This is a genomic window from Echinicola salinicaeni (assembly GCF_014280965.1).
Classification (GTDB): Bacteria; Bacteroidota; Bacteroidia; order Cytophagales; family Cyclobacteriaceae; genus Echinicola; species Echinicola salinicaeni.
The window spans coordinates 114,794-135,178 of record NZ_JACODZ010000002.1 but is presented as its reverse complement, the minus strand read 5'-3'; the positions used below and the strand labels follow the sequence as shown (position 1 = coordinate 135,178).

10 protein-coding genes are annotated in these 20,385 nt (G+C 39.0%); 2 read left to right on the top strand and 8 right to left on the bottom strand.

The features are described from left to right. The first annotated feature begins 30 nt into the window (after positions 1 to 30). Positions 31 to 4,122 carry a hybrid sensor histidine kinase/response regulator transcription factor gene (locus tag H7U17_RS04090; RefSeq protein ID WP_186755146.1) on the top strand — a complete coding sequence of 1,364 codons (4,092 nt, stop codon included), beginning with the start codon at positions 31 to 33 and terminating at the stop codon, positions 4,120 to 4,122. Between the two features lie 12 nt (positions 4,123 to 4,134). On the opposite strand, the gene H7U17_RS04085 is transcribed toward H7U17_RS04090, so the two are convergent. The 6 genes from H7U17_RS04085 to H7U17_RS04060 all read right to left on the bottom strand — a co-directional run bounded on the left by H7U17_RS04085 (position 4,135) and on the right by H7U17_RS04060 (position 13,728). Next, the gene (locus tag H7U17_RS04085) at positions 4,135 to 4,704 is read right to left on the bottom strand and encodes a hypothetical protein (RefSeq protein ID WP_186755144.1); all 570 of its coding nucleotides are present in this window, start codon (positions 4,702 to 4,704) and stop codon (positions 4,135 to 4,137) included. A 262-nt stretch (positions 4,705 to 4,966) separates the two neighbouring features. After that, positions 4,967 to 6,367: a TolC family protein gene (locus H7U17_RS04080; protein ID WP_186755142.1), complete on the bottom strand. Its 1,401-nt coding sequence runs from the start codon at positions 6,365 to 6,367 to the stop codon at positions 4,967 to 4,969. Between the two features lie 8 nt (positions 6,368 to 6,375). Beyond that, positions 6,376 to 7,752, bottom strand: a complete 1,377-nt coding sequence (locus tag H7U17_RS04075) for an HlyD family secretion protein (RefSeq protein WP_186755140.1) — start codon at positions 7,750 to 7,752, stop codon at positions 6,376 to 6,378. A gap of 6 nt (positions 7,753 to 7,758) precedes the next feature. Beyond that, entirely contained in the window at positions 7,759 to 9,390 is a 1,632-nt protein-coding gene (locus tag H7U17_RS04070) for a peptidase domain-containing ABC transporter (protein WP_186755138.1), read from the bottom strand. A 299-nt stretch (positions 9,391 to 9,689) separates the two neighbouring features. Then, a complete protein-coding gene (locus H7U17_RS04065; protein WP_186755130.1) occupies positions 9,690 to 10,067 on the bottom strand; it encodes a nuclear transport factor 2 family protein in 378 nt (125 codons plus the stop codon). Between the two features lie 133 nt (positions 10,068 to 10,200). Further along, positions 10,201 to 13,728, bottom strand: coding sequence for a sulfatase-like hydrolase/transferase (locus tag H7U17_RS04060; protein ID WP_186755128.1), 3,528 nt, complete (start codon positions 13,726 to 13,728; stop codon positions 10,201 to 10,203). A 1,128-nt stretch (positions 13,729 to 14,856) separates the two neighbouring features. Between H7U17_RS04060 and H7U17_RS04055 the strand changes: the two genes are divergently transcribed. Beyond that, the gene (locus H7U17_RS04055; RefSeq protein ID WP_186755126.1) at positions 14,857 to 15,111 is read left to right on the top strand and encodes a hypothetical protein; all 255 of its coding nucleotides are present in this window, start codon (positions 14,857 to 14,859) and stop codon (positions 15,109 to 15,111) included. A gap of 369 nt (positions 15,112 to 15,480) precedes the next feature. Here the strand turns inward: H7U17_RS04055 and H7U17_RS04050 are convergent, their stop codons facing one another. Further along, on the bottom strand, positions 15,481 to 17,016 hold the full coding sequence (locus tag H7U17_RS04050) for a SusD/RagB family nutrient-binding outer membrane lipoprotein (RefSeq protein ID WP_186755124.1): 1,536 nt from the start codon (positions 17,014 to 17,016) through the stop codon (positions 15,481 to 15,483). A gap of 19 nt (positions 17,017 to 17,035) precedes the next feature. Next, on the bottom strand, positions 17,036 to 20,323 hold the full coding sequence (locus H7U17_RS04045) for a SusC/RagA family TonB-linked outer membrane protein (protein WP_186755122.1): 3,288 nt from the start codon (positions 20,321 to 20,323) through the stop codon (positions 17,036 to 17,038). Positions 20,324 to 20,385 lie beyond the last annotated feature (62 nt).

The following is a 20,385-nucleotide window of genomic DNA, read 5'->3' as shown; positions in this document are numbered from 1 at the left end:
TTTGAGTCCAAATATCGTGATTGTACACCGATGAAAATTTCCCTAATAACCCTATTTACCTTCAGTTTCATTACTGCCAGCTTTGCTCAGGAAGACCAAAAAAGATCTATTTTTGAGGATCAAAACAAGCTCACCTTTTACCTCTTGGATGTAGAGTCTGGACTTTCCCATAATTATATTAATAGTATCGAACAGGATTCCTTAGGCTTTATTTGGATTGCCACCTTGGAGGGCTTGAATCGATATGACGGCCAAAAATTCGCTGTCTATCGCAAACGAAATAACGTCCCCAATAAAGGACCCGCAGATAATTATATTCAGCAAATCCAGCTGAACCGAGACAATCAACTGTTACTTTCTACAGGGGCTGGGCTCAGCATATATGATCCCAAAACTGATCTTTTTGAATTGAAGGGAAAAAACTTCGGACTTATTGAAGACAACGTTAATTGCACTATCAATACACCTGATGGACATACAGCCCTTGGCATCTACCAGGGAGGTTTACAGATCATTGACCACGAAAAGGTACTTTATTCTTTTTCTCATCAAGCAGAAAACAAACAATCTCTTTCCTCCAACCAGGTAAACGCTTTGGCCTTTCAGGGGGATTCCATTTTATGGGTGGGGACATTTGACAACGGACTGAATAAGATAAACTATAAATCCAAGACCCTTCAGCGCGTCAACTCAAGAAAAATCCCTTCAACTATCAACAGCCTTTTCGCCGATGATTTGGGAAATTTATGGATTGGTGGTAACAAAGGAATTCAAGTTATTACCAATAAAGGAGACACCCTCAATATACAGGCCGCTTCCTCTCCCAAAGGTGGTCTTTCTGATGAAAACATCCTTTGTTTTGAAAAAGACCAACAAGGGAAGATGTGGGTAGGTACTCGAAATGGCGGTCTAAACATCATTGATCCACCCAAATTATTGAATAAGAACCAACTGGCCATTCAATGGTTTCTTCCTAGAAATGATGGAGCGAGTGTTTATAATAGGACGGTCGCTTCATTGAAACTCGCCAAGGATGGCAATATGTGGATCGGCACCAGTACAGGAGTAAATGTAGTCAACCCAAATGGTGACCCTATACAATTGATCCAACGCAATTTATCTATAAGTGAAACGATCTCCCATAACAGAATTGGTTCCCTGGCATCTGGAAAAAACCATGGCATCTGGATAGGAACAGATGGCGGTGGGCTGGATCATTATATCCCCCAAACAGGCCAAATCACCCATTATGAGCATCAGCCAAATCAAGCAAAAAGCTTATCCAATAATTATATCCTTTCCATCCTAGAAGATAGCAAAGGAAGGGTTTGGGCAGGAACCTATCAGGGAGGGCTTAATCGTTTGGTTGACCCCAAAGGAGAGTTCAAAAAATATTTGCAAGGGGGGCAAGAAAAGGGCAATGATGTACGGATTATCTTCGAGGGACAAAAGGGGCAAATTTGGGTCGGCACCAACCGTGGTGGGCTTTATCGCTATCATCCTCCTATTGACGATTTTGACTATGTCAAACAGCTTGGGAAAATAGATATCCGTGATATCACGGAAGATGATCTGGGGAACCTTTGGTTGGCGACTTTTAGTAATGGGATCATACGATATAACTACCTTACAGGAGAGCAAGAACACTTCAATGAATCTACCGTCTATGGGTTTCCGAGCAATATCATCTTTAGCATAGAACGATTAAAAAATGGTGATATACTAGCTGGCAGCCGCTATGAAGGCTTGATCCGCTTAGACCCCGACAACAAAACCGTGGCTGTATTCACAGAAGACCAAGGATTAAGCAACAATACCATCAACAGCATCACTGTAGGTGATGACGGCAAAATTTGGTTGGGAACTTTTAGGGGAATCAGTTTTTTTGATCCAATCACCAATGAAGCAGGTAATCTTAACGCTTTCAATAATATCCAACAAAGTGAATTTAATATAGGCGCTGCCTTGACCAGTAAGGCTGGACTGATCTATTTTGGTGGAAACAAGGGCATCAATGTATTCTCTCCAACGGCGCTAAAACAACAAACCAATAAATACCCCTTAATCTTCACTGGACTAAGGCTGATGAACAAAGAAGTAAATATTGGCAATAAGGAAGAAGAGCTTAGCATCTCGCAAAACATCCCCTATTTACAGGAACTTAAGCTTGACCATGATCAATCTTTGGTCTCCTTAGATTTTGTGGCACTAAAGTTTCCCAATGGAAATGATATCAGTTACGCTTATAAACTTGAACCTTTTCATGACCAATGGATAGAAACCAGTCATATAGGCACGGCCAACCTGAGTAATATTCCTCCTGGAGATTATGTATTGAAAGTCCGTGCCCATAGCAATTCCAGTCATTTTGCAGAAAATCAAATGGCAATAATCATTTCTCCTCCCTTTTGGAAGACCTGGCCAGCCTATTTGATATACTTCATCGTATTGATGGGACTGATTACAGGAGGAATGAAATATTATGCCGATCGATTGAAATTAAAAAGCTCTCTACTTTTTGAGAAGAAGCAGAGAAGCTTAGAACATGAGCTCAATGAAGAACGTGCAAGATTCTTTACAGGCTTCTCCCATGAACTTAAAACGCCACTGACCTTGATCATGGCCCCAGTCGAGGATATGCTTCTAGAGGCCAAAAACACCCCACAAAAAAAGGGCTTATTACTTGTCCAAAAAAATGCCCAGTACCTGTTGGAAATGATCAATAAGTTATTGGAATTTAGAAAGTCAGAACTGGACATCAATAAACTGCAATTAAAAAATCATTATATCCTACACCCTATACAGCAATGGGTGGAAGAATACCAACCACTGGCACAACATAGAAAAATAGCACTGGAGGCCAAGTTTCCTCATGAGGACTTTGTAACGGCTATTGACTTAGAAAAGCTTCATATCATCGTAAACAACTTGCTTTCCAATGCCCTGAAATACTGCCGACCTGGTGATAAGGTTAGCATCAGCTTGCAAACATATACGAAACAATATACCATCAAGGTCAGCGATAATGGTCCTGGCATCCCCATAGAAAATCAAACCAGGATCTTCAACTGGTATTATCAAAGTGGGGCTACCAATACCTCACAGGGAACAGGCATCGGACTAGCACTTACCAAGCGACTGGTAGAAGAACATCAAGGACATATCTCCTTAGACAGCCAACCAGGAATGGGCTGCACTTTTTCAGTGACTTTGCCCTTACAAAAATTGGAAGCTGATACAGAAATGATTGAAAACAGCCATCTTCCCAATACAACTCTTTGGTCTCCTCAGTTGGACAATCAAACACTGCCCATTCCCAAATCGAACTTGGATCTTAAAGAAGAAAAACAAGTTGTACTCCTGATAGATGACAATCCACAGATATTATCCTATTTGGATCAATTGCTTGGAGAAAGCTACGATCTTATTCATGCAGGAGATGGACAAGAAGGATTGGAGAAGGCCCTCCAGTATGTACCTGATATCATCATTTCCGATATTATGATGCCTGTAAAAAATGGAATCGATCTATGTGGAGAGCTAAAAAGCAAAAAGGCCACTACCCATATTCCCATAATTTTACTTTCTGCGAAAGGCAATGTAGAAAGCATCACCAGTGGATTTGGCGAGGGAGCAGATGACTACCTTACCAAACCCTTTAATGGTCAAATTCTTCAATCGAGAATAAAAAATCTGCTTGATGCAAAAATCAGATTGAGAGACTATTATCTTGGTGAACTGGCCGATGATCATAAGCTAAATGATGGACAGAAAACAGCGATTTCAAAAGAGAAAGCATTCCTTCAGAGCTTGGAAAATCATATATTGGAACAGCTTGCTGAACAACAAACTGACGTGGATACACTTTCCCAATTGATGGGAATGAGCCGGACCTCTCTCTTCCGTAAATTGAAGGCTTTAACAGGCAAGAACATCAACCAATATGTACGCAGTGTAAAGATCAAAAGAGCAGCCTATTTGATCAAAGAGGAAAACCTGGGTGTTGCCCAAGCAGCTTATGAAATAGGCTTTAGCAATCCCAAGTATTTCAGAAAACTGTTCAAAGAACAATACGGATTTTTACCATCTGAAATCACCTCCAACAAAAAAACAAGCAATTAACAAGCAACTAATTCAAAAAATCACTCCATTCTTTACATTCCCATCCAAATCAACCAAATCTATTGTAATGCTTCTTTGAAATAGTAATATGAGACTAAAAAGTGCTACAATTAAAAGTAAAATCAAAAAAACATTCACCCGCTTTCTAAAATTGAACTTTTCAAACATTTCAATAAATACAGAAGAATGATTACTCCCTGTATCTCGTATCATAACTTTGTCAGATCCTTGTTCTTTTTTATGTACATATTCTGAATGAGCTCCAAATTTAATATGTTGATCTGACCTATGAATTTCCTTTATCGTATTTAATATGTTAATTTCTTTATTAACTATTAAAACAGTATAAAGAACATATATTAACAGGGCAACTGAAAGCATTATTAGCAAAGGATATGATTTTGCGCTATTTTCCAAGAGATAGCTTTTTGTAAATGGAAGAGTAATGGATCCGATTACTGCAATAGTAGACCTGATCATATGTTTCCAGATAAGGTCATGCCGATACTTATATTCATCCCAAATCAAACTAGCTTCTGGATCTTTTAATTTCTTCTTGATAGCTAGCTCCTTCAGTTTCATTACCTTATATTTTTTTTCCAAGAACAATCCTATTTTACTGATAAAACAAAACCATTTACCTTTAATCCTTGAAACATTTCATTTAAAAAATTAAACAAATAGCTATGCAACAGCCCTTTATAATTTAGTTAGTCTTTTCTAAAAATAAAAACCTCAAATGACTTGAAATTCCAAATAAAAAATCCCCTTGAACTTAATGTACAAAGGGATTCATACACAATTATTGATAAAGCTTTTTACTAATTTTTCTATTGAACCATGCTTATTCACCTACAGGAACCAAGGTATTGGTATAATACCTGAACTTCAGTTGCTCCAGTTGGCGCTTGGTGATGAGATCAATTAATTTCAACTGCCCCTCGAGGTATTTTTCTTGCCTTTTATTTAGGAGAAAAACTGAACTTTCCCCCATTTTAAACTTCTCATTTTCTGCCCATAATAACTTTCGATAACCTTGGACATTTTCCATCTGAATAGACTCCTGGGCCTTTAAGTAATCAATCTGTGCTAAGCTATTGAGGACCTTATTTTGAAGTTTAATGGTTTTATTCTCCAACTCCAGCTGTTTTTCCATCACCTTTACCTTGCCCAACTGTAAATTCCCCCTTTCTCCTCTTAAAAGCAGCGGGAAGCTAAAAGAAAAGCCCCATTTGTAGTCATTGTTATTATAGCCCGGCAGTCCCTCCCCATCAGGGGTCAACAAGGGCATGTATTTCAATTTCAGTTTAGGCAGTAGCTTTTCTTGTTTCATCCTTCTTTCTGCTTCCATTACAGCCACTTTGGATCTGGCCTCTTGAATCATGGGATGGCTGTCCAAGGTATCCAAAGAAAAGTTATCAATAGCATCCTGCTGATTTATAACCAACAGACTATCTGGAATCATTTGATCAGAGGCATACCAACCATCTTCATCCCAAAGATAATTTTCAAGATTTTTTTGCGTAGCAGTATTACTTGATTTTACAGATTGGAGAAGGTTCTTCCTGTCTTGCCACATTATATAAGCCTCCACAGTATCAATGGCTGTTTTTTCACCATTAATAAAAGATGTTTTCGTATTCTGAAAATAATTTTCGGCCAAGCGTATGCTTTCGTTAACAATTTTCAAGGCTTCATGACTGTTTGCCCAATAAAGATAAGCTTCAGTTGCACTGAAATAAAGGTCATTGGTTTGAAGGGTCCTTTGTTGCTCTGCTATAGCAGCATATGCTTTCCCTTGCCTCAGAGCGGTCCTCCCCTCATCCATCAGCAATCCCTGCAAAACATTAAGTTCTATGCCTGCATTCCAAAGGCCATTTGATCCGGTTTGGCTTTCGGGGTTCAGGTATGTTCCTGAATTTTTCTCATAACCAGCTACCACATCAAGTCCAGCAACTGTAGGAATCCTCAAACTTGAAGCTGATCTCCGGTAATACATCTTATCTGCGTAATGCTTTTGATTAAAATCAGATTCCAATACCGGATCAAAATTCCCTCTAGCCGCCCTTATACTTGCTTCAGCCTTGAGGTCATTTAATTTGGCTTTTTGTGAAAGCGGATGATGATTGATTACTTTTTCTATAAACACCTCATAATCCAAAGTATCCATAGACTGGGCATCACTGAAAACAGGCCAACTCAGCAGTATAAAAAGAAGATAATATATCGATATTCTTGTACGCATTTCGGGAATTATTTTACCGATTTCAATGGTGCCTTCAATTTTAATGGCTTAGGATTGGTTTTTTCCTTTGTATAATAATCGGCAGGGAAACCATTCAGCTGTCTCCATAGTTCATACCAAATAGGCACATTATTCAGCAATAAAAAGGTCCTTACTCCAGTCCCCATACTCAGTTTTTCTGGCCATGGCCTATCGTCTGGATCTGGGCTGACAAGTAGTCTGTAATAGCCGTTTGCGCTAATAAAACGGTCAATGGCCACCACTTTACCAGTAAAGACACCCGTCGAGGCTTCTGGCCATCCGCTGATAACAATCGCTGGCCAACCGTCAAAACGTAAGCTCACTTTATTGTCCTGTCGAATAAGGGGCAAATCCTGAGGTCTTACGTATACCTCCACTGCCACATCATATTCCTGAGGCATTATGGACACGATGTCTGCCCCTTCTTTGATCAACTCCCCTATGCCCTTCTTTACTGCTTTGGTGATATATCCGGATTGCGGGGCCGTAACATAATACAAGCTAGCTCTTTGGCCATAATTGCTCAATTGATTCTGCAGCTTTGACACTTCGGCCATTGTACCGAGTTTGGCAGACAAGGCAGACTGGGTATCCGACTGCGTCTTTGCCAGCTTATCACGATAATCTCTCTCCACCGAAGACATCTCAAGATCAAGGTTCAATAACTCATTGCGCTGATTGACCAGCTTATTACTTTGCACGGTCACCTTGGCATTTGCCTCTTGCACTTTCATTTCTTTCTCCTGAAGCTCAGTGAGGGATTTAAGTCCCTTGTCGTATAATTCCTGCGTTCGTGTCAATTGGTTCTCAGCTATGCGAAGATTGGTCTTATAAGCGACCAAATCAATGCTATCCATTTGAACCTTATTATTGGCTTGAAGAATCTTATTTTCCAGTTGACGAAGCTTTAGCTGCATGGCCTCTTGAAGGGCGATTGATTGGGCATTTATGGCGGCTATTTTTGCTTCATAAGAGGAAGAGCTCCCAATTTTAGCATCCAATTGTTCTTGGGTCCGCTCAATCAACTTAGGATCAAAATACTCACTTTTTGCATCGGAAATAAACACCACAGTATCTCCTTTTTCCACAAAATCCCCTTCCCTAACATACCATTTTTCCAATCTTCCAGAGATGACAGACTGAATGGCTTGGGGTCGTTGCTCTGGAAACAAAGTCGTTACATATCCATCGGTTTGGATATTTTGTGTCCAGGGTAAAAAGAGTGAAATGAATAAAACAGCAAAAATTACAGAAACTGATTTCCTGGAAAACTGGAAGTAGCTGAATTCTTTAAGCACCCTAAACGCCCTAAAGTCATTCTTTTTGATATGCTTGGCTATACTATTTTCAGATATATTCAACATGGCTGATTACAACTTAATAGTTTGGGTACTGTTTTCTATCCAATCATCCTCATCGGTGATGACTACCAAAGTCCAATTATGCCTCTTCTCTGTTAAGAATTTGATAAGGTCATGCCTTTCGTTTTTTGGAATATTGACCAAAGGGTCTTCCATTAACAAAAGACCAGGTTGATGACAAATAGCTCTGGCCAAATGAATCTTTTGGATGATACAGCGAGGCGTTCTGCGACCACCGCTATCCAATACCGTATCCAATCCTTTGGGTAATTCTTTAATATAAGATGCTAGCCCCAAGTTCTGGAGCATTTCGGCCAAGGCACTATCTGGTATATTCCTTCCTACAAGGATATTCTCACGAATGCTGGCTTCAAAAATTTGATTGGAAGCCAATACCACACCAAGGTTTTGATGGAAGCTTTTCTTATCAAGCTTCTCATAAGGAATATCATTGATGAGGATATCCCCTGAGTCAATAAACTGGATACCTGCCAAAATCTGTAATAAAGTGGATTTTCCTGCCCCTGTCTTACCTGTGATTACTGCACGTGAACTTTCGGGTATTTCAAAATTGAGATTTTTAAATACCGGTGACTGATCAGTAGGGTATTTAAAAGTGGCATTTTTTAATACTATCGAACTGGGAGATTCCTTTTTGATTTTCTGGTTTCCTGATTCACTTTGTAAGCTCATATCAGTTACAAAACCTATTTTTTCAAAAGCAGTAAGTACATCATATACATTATCCCATACATTCAACAGCTTTTCCACAGAGTTGATCACCAAGATAATTACAATCTCAGCAGCCACAAATTGTCCAATATTCATTTGATTGTTGAATACCAAAACACCTCCAACAACCAAAATTCCAGCCCCTATAAAAACCTTAAATCCAATAATGGCTTTAAATTGATCCAATAATACCCTGAAATGTGACTCTCTTGACCTTATATAATCCACAGTAATATCGTCGCTTTTCTTCAAATGAAAGGATGGGTCTTGAGAGAGGTGAAAAGTCCTTCTCACGCGACCAATTTCCTCCAGCCAATGTGCCAGGTTATATTTGTACTTGCTTTCCTTAATACTGGTTTCCAATCCAATACGCCCCGTCACCTTTACTAACATAAAAAGGGCAAAGCCCAAAACAAGGCCAAGTAAAATAAAATAAAGGCTATAAATGGAAAGCAGTATCATGCCAAACAAAATCTGAAACGCAGACACAGAAAGGTCTATCAACATTTTGGGCAATCCTTTCTGTATGGTCAATGTATCAAAAAACCTATTGGCCAATTCAGGCGCATGCTGACCGTCTAATTCTTTCGGCTTAATTTGGGGAAGTCGAAAAGCAAACTCAAAAGCAGACCTGGCGAATATGTCCTGTTGAATATTTTCAACGATCCTTAACTGAAGCACTTGAAGCAAACCAGCTGTAGTGATACCTACCAATACCACAGTAACAAGTATTACCCAAGAAGAGGAAAGCTCTCCTGTTTGCAGATAATTGATAATGGCCTGAATCCCTAGCGGTAAAGACAGGTTTACTATACCAATGAACAATGCATAGGTATAAATTTGTCTTATTTCTGGTTTATATATTTTTAACAGCCTCCAAAGCCGCTGTATAGGTGTTAGTGTCGTCATTATATTGATCGAGAATTAATTAAACCGTTTGGCTTATTTCCACTGTAATACTAAAAACTTCGCTCTTAGATCAACAAATATAAACCAATGAACAAAAAAAAAGTTTCACTCTAATATTATTCTAATCACATTCTAATGTCCTATCTCCTTCTTGAAAGATGATTATAGTATTTAAAGAGAATGTCAAGTTTCATATTTTTCAACATACAATAAAGAATGATTTATATTCAGTGTAACATTTTTGCTCAATTTAACTAATCCCTCCCAATCAATGGGATAATATTCACGGCCAATTATTGTCAATACATTTTATTATTGTTTTTTGGCTCTGGAGGAATCTTTTGTATGGCATCCCAATGGTCGCAGATTTTTCCCTTCTTATCAAAACGAAAGAAATCCATGGTCACATACTCTTCATTTCCTGGCCAAATCGGATGGGTATGAAGCGCTACCAAGTCCCCTTCTCCGATACACCTTACAAACTCAATTGATTTTTCGGGATATTCTCTTTCCATGCTATCGAAATATTCCTCAAACACATTTAGACCATCCGCCACATCTGGATTATGCTGAATATATTCCTTTCCTACATATTTATCTAAAGCCAGCTTTGGCTTGCCTTCATAGGTCATTTTATAAAATGCAATCGCATTTTCTTTGTTCTTCTGTAAATCCATGTTTGACAGTATCAATTGAAAAAAGCTATCTCCAATTTAATGATATTAATCGTTTTATTAAATTACCTATAAAACTGTCATAATTAATTGATAAAGGAAGGACAGAAATAACTACTCCTAAGTAAAACTAGGACTAAAAAGAGTTTATCCTTAATACAATGGTATGCTTGCCCGGTGTCAACCGAACTGTTTCAAATGCAGAAGACACTTTTTTTCCATTATGTATGATCTCTTTCTCTTTCATCTCATTCAATGAAAATTCAGCTACCATATTAGCAGGAATTTCGATTTCATAGGTCTGCAATCTAGGGCCGTGATTTATATACCTCCCCTTTATGCCTCCTTTTACTGTGGGAACTACAATTGAACTAGATTTCAGATTACTTAGCTGAGGATGGATAGTGGCAATCCCAAAGCCTGGTGTTTTGGGTTTGATTCCCCATAAGCCCCTTGGGATTATATTTGCAGGAACAGCCCCCCACGCATGATTCCAGTCCAAATTGTTTTTATACTTATAATCCCATGCCTCTAGCGTAATGGTAGATCCCACTCGAATCATATTATACCAACTCCTATCACTGGTGTCGGTCAAAAGCTCCAAAGCATAATCCTCCGCAGCAGCATTATAGAGCCCATCCATTAAATATTGTGCACCATAAACACTACATGCCATACCTCTGGATTGGATAAATTTCAATACCGATTCTTTATGTTCTTCAGGAACTAGATCAAAGGCCAAAGGAAGCATGTTGGCATGCAAAGAAGCATGTCCAGTACCAATACCATCTATATACACTCCCCTTTCTTGGTCAAACATCCTTTCATTTAATGCCTTTTTAACTTTCGCTGCCCTCAGAGCAAAATCAATAGATTCTTGAGGTTTGCCCATGATTTTTGCAAACTCGGCCATGATCAGCATATTCTTATAATAAAAGGCATTGATCACCGTGTTATAAGGCATAAATTCAAATCCATCCCTTTCACCTAATGAAGCTTTCGAACCTGTAAAGGAGCCCGGAGGCCAATCAACTATATCTGTCAACATTTTACTGTATCCCTCCTTAAAACCCAATTTCAACATAAAATCGTGATCCACCTTGGTAGAGCTTATTAATCCCTCCTCATTGGCCAATTCAAAAAGTGTTTTGTGCTTCAAGGCTTCATAATAACGCTCAATAAGTTCTGTATTTCCCGTGTACATATAATCTGCATAGAACATTAAAGCCACATGCTGCTGCCATTCTGTGGGCCATGTGGGATGTTCCATAAAATACTCTATGGTTCTTCTGGCCATCGCATACTCCCTATCTGTGGTATAATGGCTTAACTGGTTTAGATAGGCATCTGCCTCATAAGGAATTCGCTCTCTATCGCCATCAACATATAGGCCGTTAAAAGTGGTGGCCTTTATAGAATATTTGCACAAGTCCCATACTTGGTTTATGATACTGTCAGAACTTTGAAAATCACTTGCATGATCATCAAAATAGGTATGGTAAGCCAACTGAACAAAATCATTTTTATCAAGGGATTCCCTGCCCACCTCAAGCTCCACATACCTAAAGGGCATCAAAACTGGGATTCCGGCCGGTAAAGCCAAGGCCTTATTGGGTAAAGTGTTTCTAATATCCTTTTTAATCGGCAATTGGTATATACTACTTTCAGGACCTACAACTACCTTTATTTCCTGATACCGAATTGTACTCTTCTTGGGCGGTGTACGGTTTATAGTTTTCCCATCCAGCATTTCACCCAGTCTAAAAATCAAAGTATCCACTTTATCAGTCTTATAATTAAACTCCATGGTGGCAAAAGCTGCTTTGCCAAAATCCATGAAATAAACATTTCCTCTCTTTTCAAACAACTCTGGATTTATTCTACTAACCTCATTGGAATTTTCAGTAGAGATCATATAATCATTACTTTCCCCTACTGTAAACTTCTGGGGCTTCGAATAATCTACCAATCGGTTTTCTTCATCCCAAATTCTGACTTTCCAATAATAGGTCTTCCCAATTTCCAATGAGTTGCCTTCATACTCTACATTAGTGGAATTACTAGATCTAATCTGCCCACTGTTCCAAACATCCCCACTATTCAAATCAATAAATTCCTTCTCAGAAGCGACCAAAATCTGATAGGCAGACTGGTATTTTAATAGTTCAGGCACTTTCCAACCAAACTCAGGTTGCTTATCCAATACCTTCACCCCTTGCTCAGGGGCTCTGATTAGCTCAACAGTTAGCGCTGAAGGTCCTTCTCTATATTTGTTGCCAAATTCCTTGATTAACTCATCACATTTCAACCGCAACTTATCTGCAACTTCCTTATATTCTACATCGTTGATCAGGTTATTGATTTCATTTGGATCCTTTTTAAGATGATATAACTCTTCAGTGGATTTGTCATTGAGGTAGCGGAAATACTTCCAGTCCTCGGTACGTACTCCTTCACTTGGAGGAATATGATCAAATTCCCAAATATGCTCAATGAGTACCGTATCCCGCGCAATATGCCTTTCATCTCTGTTTACCAAAGGCAATAAACTTTGTCCTTGCCAACTATCAGGGGCATCTACTCCAGCAAGGTCAGCAATAGTAGGAGGCACATCAATATTTAAAACCATATCCTTGATATTTCGTTGCCACCAAACTCTTGGATCGTATATTATCAAGGGAACCCTTATGGAATTATCATACATCAACCATTTACCTGCCAATTGTCGTTCTCCCAAAAAGTAGCCATTATCGCCCATGATAATAATTACTGTATTTTCATCCAACCCATTTTCTTTCAGCTTTTTACGAATTTTTCCTATTTCCTTATCAATTCCAGAAATCATCCTGTAGTAACCTTTAAGGCTATTTTGGTATTTCTCTGGACTATCATATCTCCAAGTCCACCTGAGTCTATTAAACCCTTCTTTTACAAATGAAGGTAGTGATTCAAAAAACTTATCTTCTCCCAAATAGGGACCTGGTATTGTAATATCTTCTAATATTTCATCAGTTGATTTTTGCCAAAAATATTGTTCCGGTGCTCCATCATGCGCATGTGGTGCGCTAAAACTCAAAGACAAACAGAAAGGCTGATCCCTAGGAGCTCGATCAATGAAGTCCAATGCTTGCTGGCCGGTATATCGGGTCAAGTGCACTGTATCACCTTCCAAGGTTTTATAATAATACCCCCTTCTATCTTTAAAGCGATTATTGCGATCATAGGATTCAAACTCATTAAATTGCTCAGAAAGGTTTTCATACCCTACACCATATTTCCCGTAGAACCCTGTATAGTATCCATTGTTTCTGAGAACAACTGGATAGGCATCCTCCATGTACTGCTCCCTAATATTTCCTGTTTGGAAATTATAATTATGGGACCTTTCATGGAGTCCTGTAAAAATACTGGCCCTACTTGCTGCACAGATCGGGGTGGTGACAATAGCTGTTTCGAAAAAGGAGCCTGATCTGGCCAGATCATCCATTTCTGGAGTTTCAATATATCTATTCCCTGCATACCCGAGAGCATCAAAACGCTGGTCATCAGTTAAAATAAAAATAATATTAGGCTTTTCTCCCTCATCCCTAGCCACTTGAGAAAATCCTTGTCTAAATCCAAAAACAATTAAAATCAGAATAAAAAAAACAGTATACTTATTCATTTAATGTCGGTTATTTTTTGGTCTCCAAAAACTTAAACTACCCTTAATTTAAAATAATCCAGAGAGTAATCATCAAGCTACATCAAACAAATAACATGACTGTCCTGTACTTATTGGTTTTCTACATTTTTAATAAAAAAATCTGTATGTCCACAATTCACCAGTATATTTTAGCCTCAAAAACAGTACAGATCTCACAGAAATGATTAATTAAATCTGTCCGCCGGCCAGCTTGGTCTATGGCCCCCCGCGGTGGGCGGTCGGGCTTTGAGAAATCAGGTTAATGGTATGAAAATGGTCCATATTAATGAATGTAACCTTTTTAACCTTCCTTCTTTAACCCGTATTTAACCCCTAGTTAAGCCGTGTTTATCCCGTGTTTTAGCCGTGTTTTAGCCGTGTTTCACTTATCAGGGACTTAGGGTAGTCTACACCTTAAGTCCTCAAAAAGCAAGGTGGCACACCTTTCAATATTTTGCCTATAAGAAGCTTCAAAACCCTTCTTGCCATCATCGCGATAAGCCAATATTATTCCAACCATTAAGGATCTGAATGGCTGATTTGATTTTTCGAATTGTTGGGGTATCATATAGCTCAGATAAGATTTTCTTTCATGCAACAGATTTCAATGAACACAAAGGTTTCTATCCTCCCCTGGTCAAATTGTAGCATCGAGCTTTAATAAATGCATACTGAAGGAACAGCTATATTGTAAATGCTTGTTTTAATACATTTAATAGGTTAAACAAGTGATTTACTTATAGGGAAACATTTTTAACAATAGGGGTATCCCAAACTGTACAAGTAAAGATTAATAGCGATTGGAAACGATCATTTTGATTGATTTAAGAATCCACTGCTTCAGTCTTCAGTTCTACTTGGCAGTTAGACAGGCTTCTGACCACTTGAGCACAGGATTTATGGTTACTGGAATCATTGCGGATAATCAGATAAAAAAATTAAAGAGGATAAGGTTTTTGATTTCCTTCAAACAAAATTCTAACCTTTTTTAATTCTAATAAAATCCATCTATAGGACAATTAGATACAGACTGTGTGAATTTGGGTATACATTTCTCTCAGATGAGATACTATTTGACTTTTCTAAAAAATAAAGAAAACACCAAAAATGGCTGCCAAAACCGATAAGATAAATGGCAGAATCACGAAACAACCTGTAAGTGCCGAGATCACTAAACCTACAATTGCGGTAATAGGCTTTGGCTTAAAAACACCAATAAGTGACAATACGAAACCGACGCCCCAAACTATCCATCCAAAAAATGGTAGCCAGCCTAGAAAAATCCCCAGTACAGAAATGACAAGTCCTGCAATTCCTACTCCATTGGAAGCAATTGGATCCGGCGAAAAAATCACTTTTTGACCGTATTGATTTTGTGAATTTGGTGTCATGATATCTCCTATTGGTTATCCTAGCTACAGCGCATTCTATGCACTGGATTTAGGTTGTTAATTAAAGCACTCAAACTATGGGTAATTCTCTTCGGATGTTCACTTGAAAAATCGTATCCAAACAAATTAATCGTTAAACCTACTAAATATCCAGAAACCAAAAAATACCCCACTTAGGGTATTTTTAACTTTTAATTAGCATAATCTATCTTTATTTAGGGTAATATTTTTCATAAGAAAGCCAAACTGGTTTCCAGCTTGGCTTTCTACAAAAACTATCCTTTCATAATGAGAATTATGAAGTTTAGACGAAATCTCCTTCTTATTATTGGGTACTCATTTATTCCTTGATCAACCACATGATGGCATTGACATTGTCGTTGCCTCCAAACTGTGAATCGATCGCTGAACTTACATTCTCCATATTATAATCCAACTCATCCTGCGGATACATCCATCTTTTAGGAAGTTGGGTTTTCACCTCATTCAGATTGGTTTGGGGATTTACTGGCAACTCAGGATAACCTGTTCTGCGATATTCGAAATAGGTTTCCCAAGGAGTTTGCAAATAGTTTGCTATATACTTCTGTGTCATGATCTGCTTAAGCTGCTCCTCAAAGGTGCTTTTTAACTGTACAGGAGCTGAGGCCAAATACTGGTCCACATAGGCTGATGTGATCTGCCTACCATGGTGGAACTGCTCATTATCCGGTGTATGGCTTGCCACAAAATTCATGGCAGATCGAATACCCTCTTCATAGTATTCAGCAACATTCTCACTAACCCAATTTCTGGCAGCTGCTTCAGCTATGATAAAGTTCATCTGACTGTAGCTCATCAAGAATGTGGGTTCCCCTTCAGGAATTTCCGTATACCGGTCATTCATTGGTGAATAATCCTTCGAAGAAGCTACCTCACTCAACGCAGTAAACTCCACAGATGGATCTATTCCCTTATATGCGTCCCACTCATTGGCTTGTGCTCCTCCTGACAAGGCTACAGGAGAAGGTTTTGCATAGTAAAACAACCGATAATCCTGGAGCGACTTCAAACTATCAATAATTGGTGATCCTACCATATTATAAATAATGAAGTTGTTGCCCAGTTTATGAAAAGGATATCGCTGGTTTTGTTTATCGGAATAGACTATCTGAAAATTATCACCATTTGATTCAAAGATCGGCTTAGTATTCAAAATTTCATAAAAACGACCCTTTACGTTCAAATCAGCATCTCCTTCCTTCTTGCTAAGATTGATCAAAACCTTTAGTGCAAATGTATTAGCCAGCTTTCTCCAGCGCACTGTGCTGCCTCCATAAATTGGATCACCATCAAAATCAGCACCTATTGCAAACAATCGGTCCGCTTCAGCCAATTCATTCAGAATTCCAATAAACACCTCTTTTTGGCTATCATAAGCTGGATAATAAATCGTTTCAGATTCCCCTTTTAAAGCGTCATTAAAGGGAACATCTCCTACCCGCATGGTCAATTCAAAATATTTATAGGCCTTCACAAAATGACCAAGTGCCATATAACTATTTCTAAGTTCATCACTCGGAGCGAACGCTACCATTTTATCGATATTGTTCAATACAATCAATTCATCAAAATCAACCCTCTCGATTCTGTTATATTGCTCTCCCTGAACAAATTCGGACCAAGCAATATATTTCCCCATCAAATCATCGATAAGGAACGATTTCTGGGTTGGCTGCCGAATGATATCTAAAATCAAGGTGGTCGCCAACATTTGAGAACTAACCCTACTTGGTGTATTCGGATTGGTATTGATTTCATCAAAGTTTGAACAACCTGTATTAATGATCATTGCCAAAAACAGGAAGATGGCAATTATTTGCTTGCTACTTTTCATATTAGAGTGTTTTGGCATGTTAGAAAGTTAACTTAAGATTAAGCCCTGTATATCGGATGGATGGTGAGTTCAAATCATCTGAAGCTTTGTCAGGATCAGAGAAGCGATACTCTTTTGTCCAGATGAACAAGTTCTGTCCTGTCAAGGCCACTGAAGCGGATCTAGCCTTGATTTTGGATGCCCAATAAGTAGGCAACTGATAGGCAATGGATACTTCTCTAAGCTTCAGGAAGGTTTCATCAAAGATATTTTGGCTTCCTGTACCATAACCTTTGTAATATGACTCAAAGGACACAATCTGATCATTAGCCTCAAACACCCTAGAGTCCTCTACAATATTTCCATAATTATCGTAGATCACATCTCCTGACACTACTTTCACACCAGGTCCTACAAAAGTCAGGTTATCATTCACAACCTCCTCATACCTATATTCATTATCCAAATCAGGATGGGCTCCTGTTTGGAACAATCTTGCGTTGGTTGAGGAATAAGAAAGTCCTCCAACTCGACCGTCAAAGCTTAAGCTAAAGGTGAACTGCCCAAGGTTAACCACATTGGTCAATCCCCAAATCCAATTAGGATCAAATGTCCCAATAAGTGAATTATATCGGCTTCTTTGCGGGAATCCATTATAATTGATCAAATTCCCCGAAGGATCCTTTTCCCAATCTCTGGATAAATACAAATCCGTTCTTCCACCTTCTTTCACCCAAGGATTGTCAGGCGAATAAACTGGATCCAGTTGTTTATAGTAACGATGGCTCTTTGACCAGTTAGCAATCACATTCCATTGTAGCTTCTCATTCTTAATTGGAGTTACCTCTGCTGTCACTTCCAATCCTTTACGCTCAAAGGTCTCATCAGTGTTGATCAGTCTACTGCTAAACCCAGATGAGGCTGATATGGTTGCATTAGCTTGGATATTATAGATATACTTATTGAAGTAAGCCACATCCAATTTCAACTTATTATTCAAAACATGCGTAGCCAATCCAAACTCATAAGTCCTTTCGGTCTGCGGTGCTACTTCTGCCCCCCTAATATTGTCCGGATACCTTCCAGTATTCATACCGTCCCAAACATTATTGCTTACAGAGAACACGCTGTTAGTGGCATATACTCCCAAATCCCGCTTGGACAATGCCCATGAGCCTCTAAGTTTCAAGAAATCAACCCACTTAGGAAGACTGGAGATCATTTCTGAAAGCACCACACTGGAACCCACAGACGGATAGAAATAAGATCTAGTACTTTGCGGCAAGGTAGAAGACCAATCATTTCTTCCTGTCAAATCCAAGAACACGCTGGTTTTATAGGATAGGCCTGCTTTGGCAAACATACTATTCACTTGTTTTCTACTGATCCAGTTCGAAACATTTGGAGTTTCCACACTGGAATTAAGGGAATAGAAACCTGGAATGGCCAAACCACTTCTAGTACTACTGCTCAAACCTTCATCTTCATAGTAATAGATGGTTCCTCCCAAGATACCCTCAAATCCAAAGTCTCCAATTTTCTTCTCCCCCATCAACATCAGGTCAGAGTTAATACTGAAGCCCTTTCTTTGATCCACAGAATACAGCCCCTTGGCATCCCATCCCCTGGTACTGAAAATACCTGGAGGATTTCTTCTGATATCTTGGTTGATATAATAATCTAAACCACTACGGAATAAGATCTTTACCCCTTCAGCCAGTTTGTAATTGGCTGTCATCGCCGTATTGAAGGTGTTTTGGTCTATGCTATGAAGTTTTTCATAAGCCATCATATATGGATTATCATACCAAGCGGTGTAATGCCAGTTTTGTACTTCATCCTTCTTGATCCAATAATCCTTAAATTGGGTTACATCATATTCAGGACCTGTCCAAACCAAAAGGTTATAGATATACCCCTGTGAACCATAGCCTGTACCGGCGATTTGAGGGGCTTTTCTTTTGTTATAGCCCATGGTTCCATCCAAATGGAATTTTTCGCCCAACTTCATCTCTCCGCCTATGGAATAGTTGATCATATTCAACTTGGTATTAGGATACTGTCCCTTATTGAGTACGTGGGTTAAGGATGCCCTAACACTTCCAAATTCCCCTTGCTGGGTGATGTTGACATTATTATTGGTAATAAAGCTAGGCTGAAGGAAGTTTCTGAAATTGTTTTTCCCCTTTGAAGTAAGTTCAGTTTCCCTCATTTCTTTGGCAATTGGATCCCACTGCATGGCTGTTCTTCCTATGTCCAGCTTATCTCCCCATACGTAGTCATCGGTATTGTATTGGCCATTATAACCGGCACTGTAGGAAGACTGAACCTCAGGCAGCATCAAGAAGCCAGAAAAAACCATATTATTACTGTTAACTGAAACGGTAACACCCTTTTTATCAGCTCCCCTTTTTGTGGTGATGATAATGGCACCGTTTCCTCCTCTAGCACCATAAAGTGCTGACGCTGTTGGACCTTTAAGGACATCCATGCTCTTTACATCATCCATACTGATGTCTCGAAGAGTCATGTTTCCGTAAGGTACGCCATCGATCACTAAAAGCGGTGAAGCCCCACGAAGGGTAATTGTGGGCTTTTCAAAAAACTCTGTGGAGTTCTTAACCGTTAACCCTGCAACTTTGCCTGTCAAAGTGGTACCAATATCCACCCCTTTCACTTTTTGCAAGGTTTCTCCAGAAATCTTTTGAACAGCATAGCCCAAAGCTTTTTCTTCACGCTTCACTCCTAACGCTGTTACAACCACCTGCTCCAATTCGTTGACATCTTCACTCAGACTAATATTCACCAAAGTCTGACCGGGAGATACCACCACCTCGGTAGACTGGTAACCGATGAAACTGAAGATCAGGGTGACACTTTCTTGTTTGGCTACAATGGAAAAATTACCATCCATATCAGTAACCGTTCCTTCTGTTCCTCCTTTGATGGTTACCAAAGCACCTGGAATCGGTAATTGGCTGTTGGCATCAGTCACTTTTCCTTTAATGGTTTTTTCCACTATTCTTTTGGGACTGATGACAATCAAGCCATCTTCCATCAGTTTATAAGTAAGTGAAGTTCCGTTCAGCAACTGGTTCATAAAACCAGCTATATCCGAAACATCCGTGGTTAGGTTTACCCTTTTGTCGAGTCCGTTAGCATCCTCGTGGAAAAAGAAGGTATATTCCGTCTTTTGCTCCACTTCTTTTATAATTTGTTTGATCGACCTTCCATTGTTGGAAGCGATAAGATTAAGGTCCTGTGCAAATCCTAATTCAGATTGCAGTAAAAACAAAACCCCAAATATTCTCAGTAAAGTCTTGCTCATAGTTAAAACATCATGGTTGGTGTGGATGAAGATTTCCTTGGGCATAGCTTGCCCCTTTGATT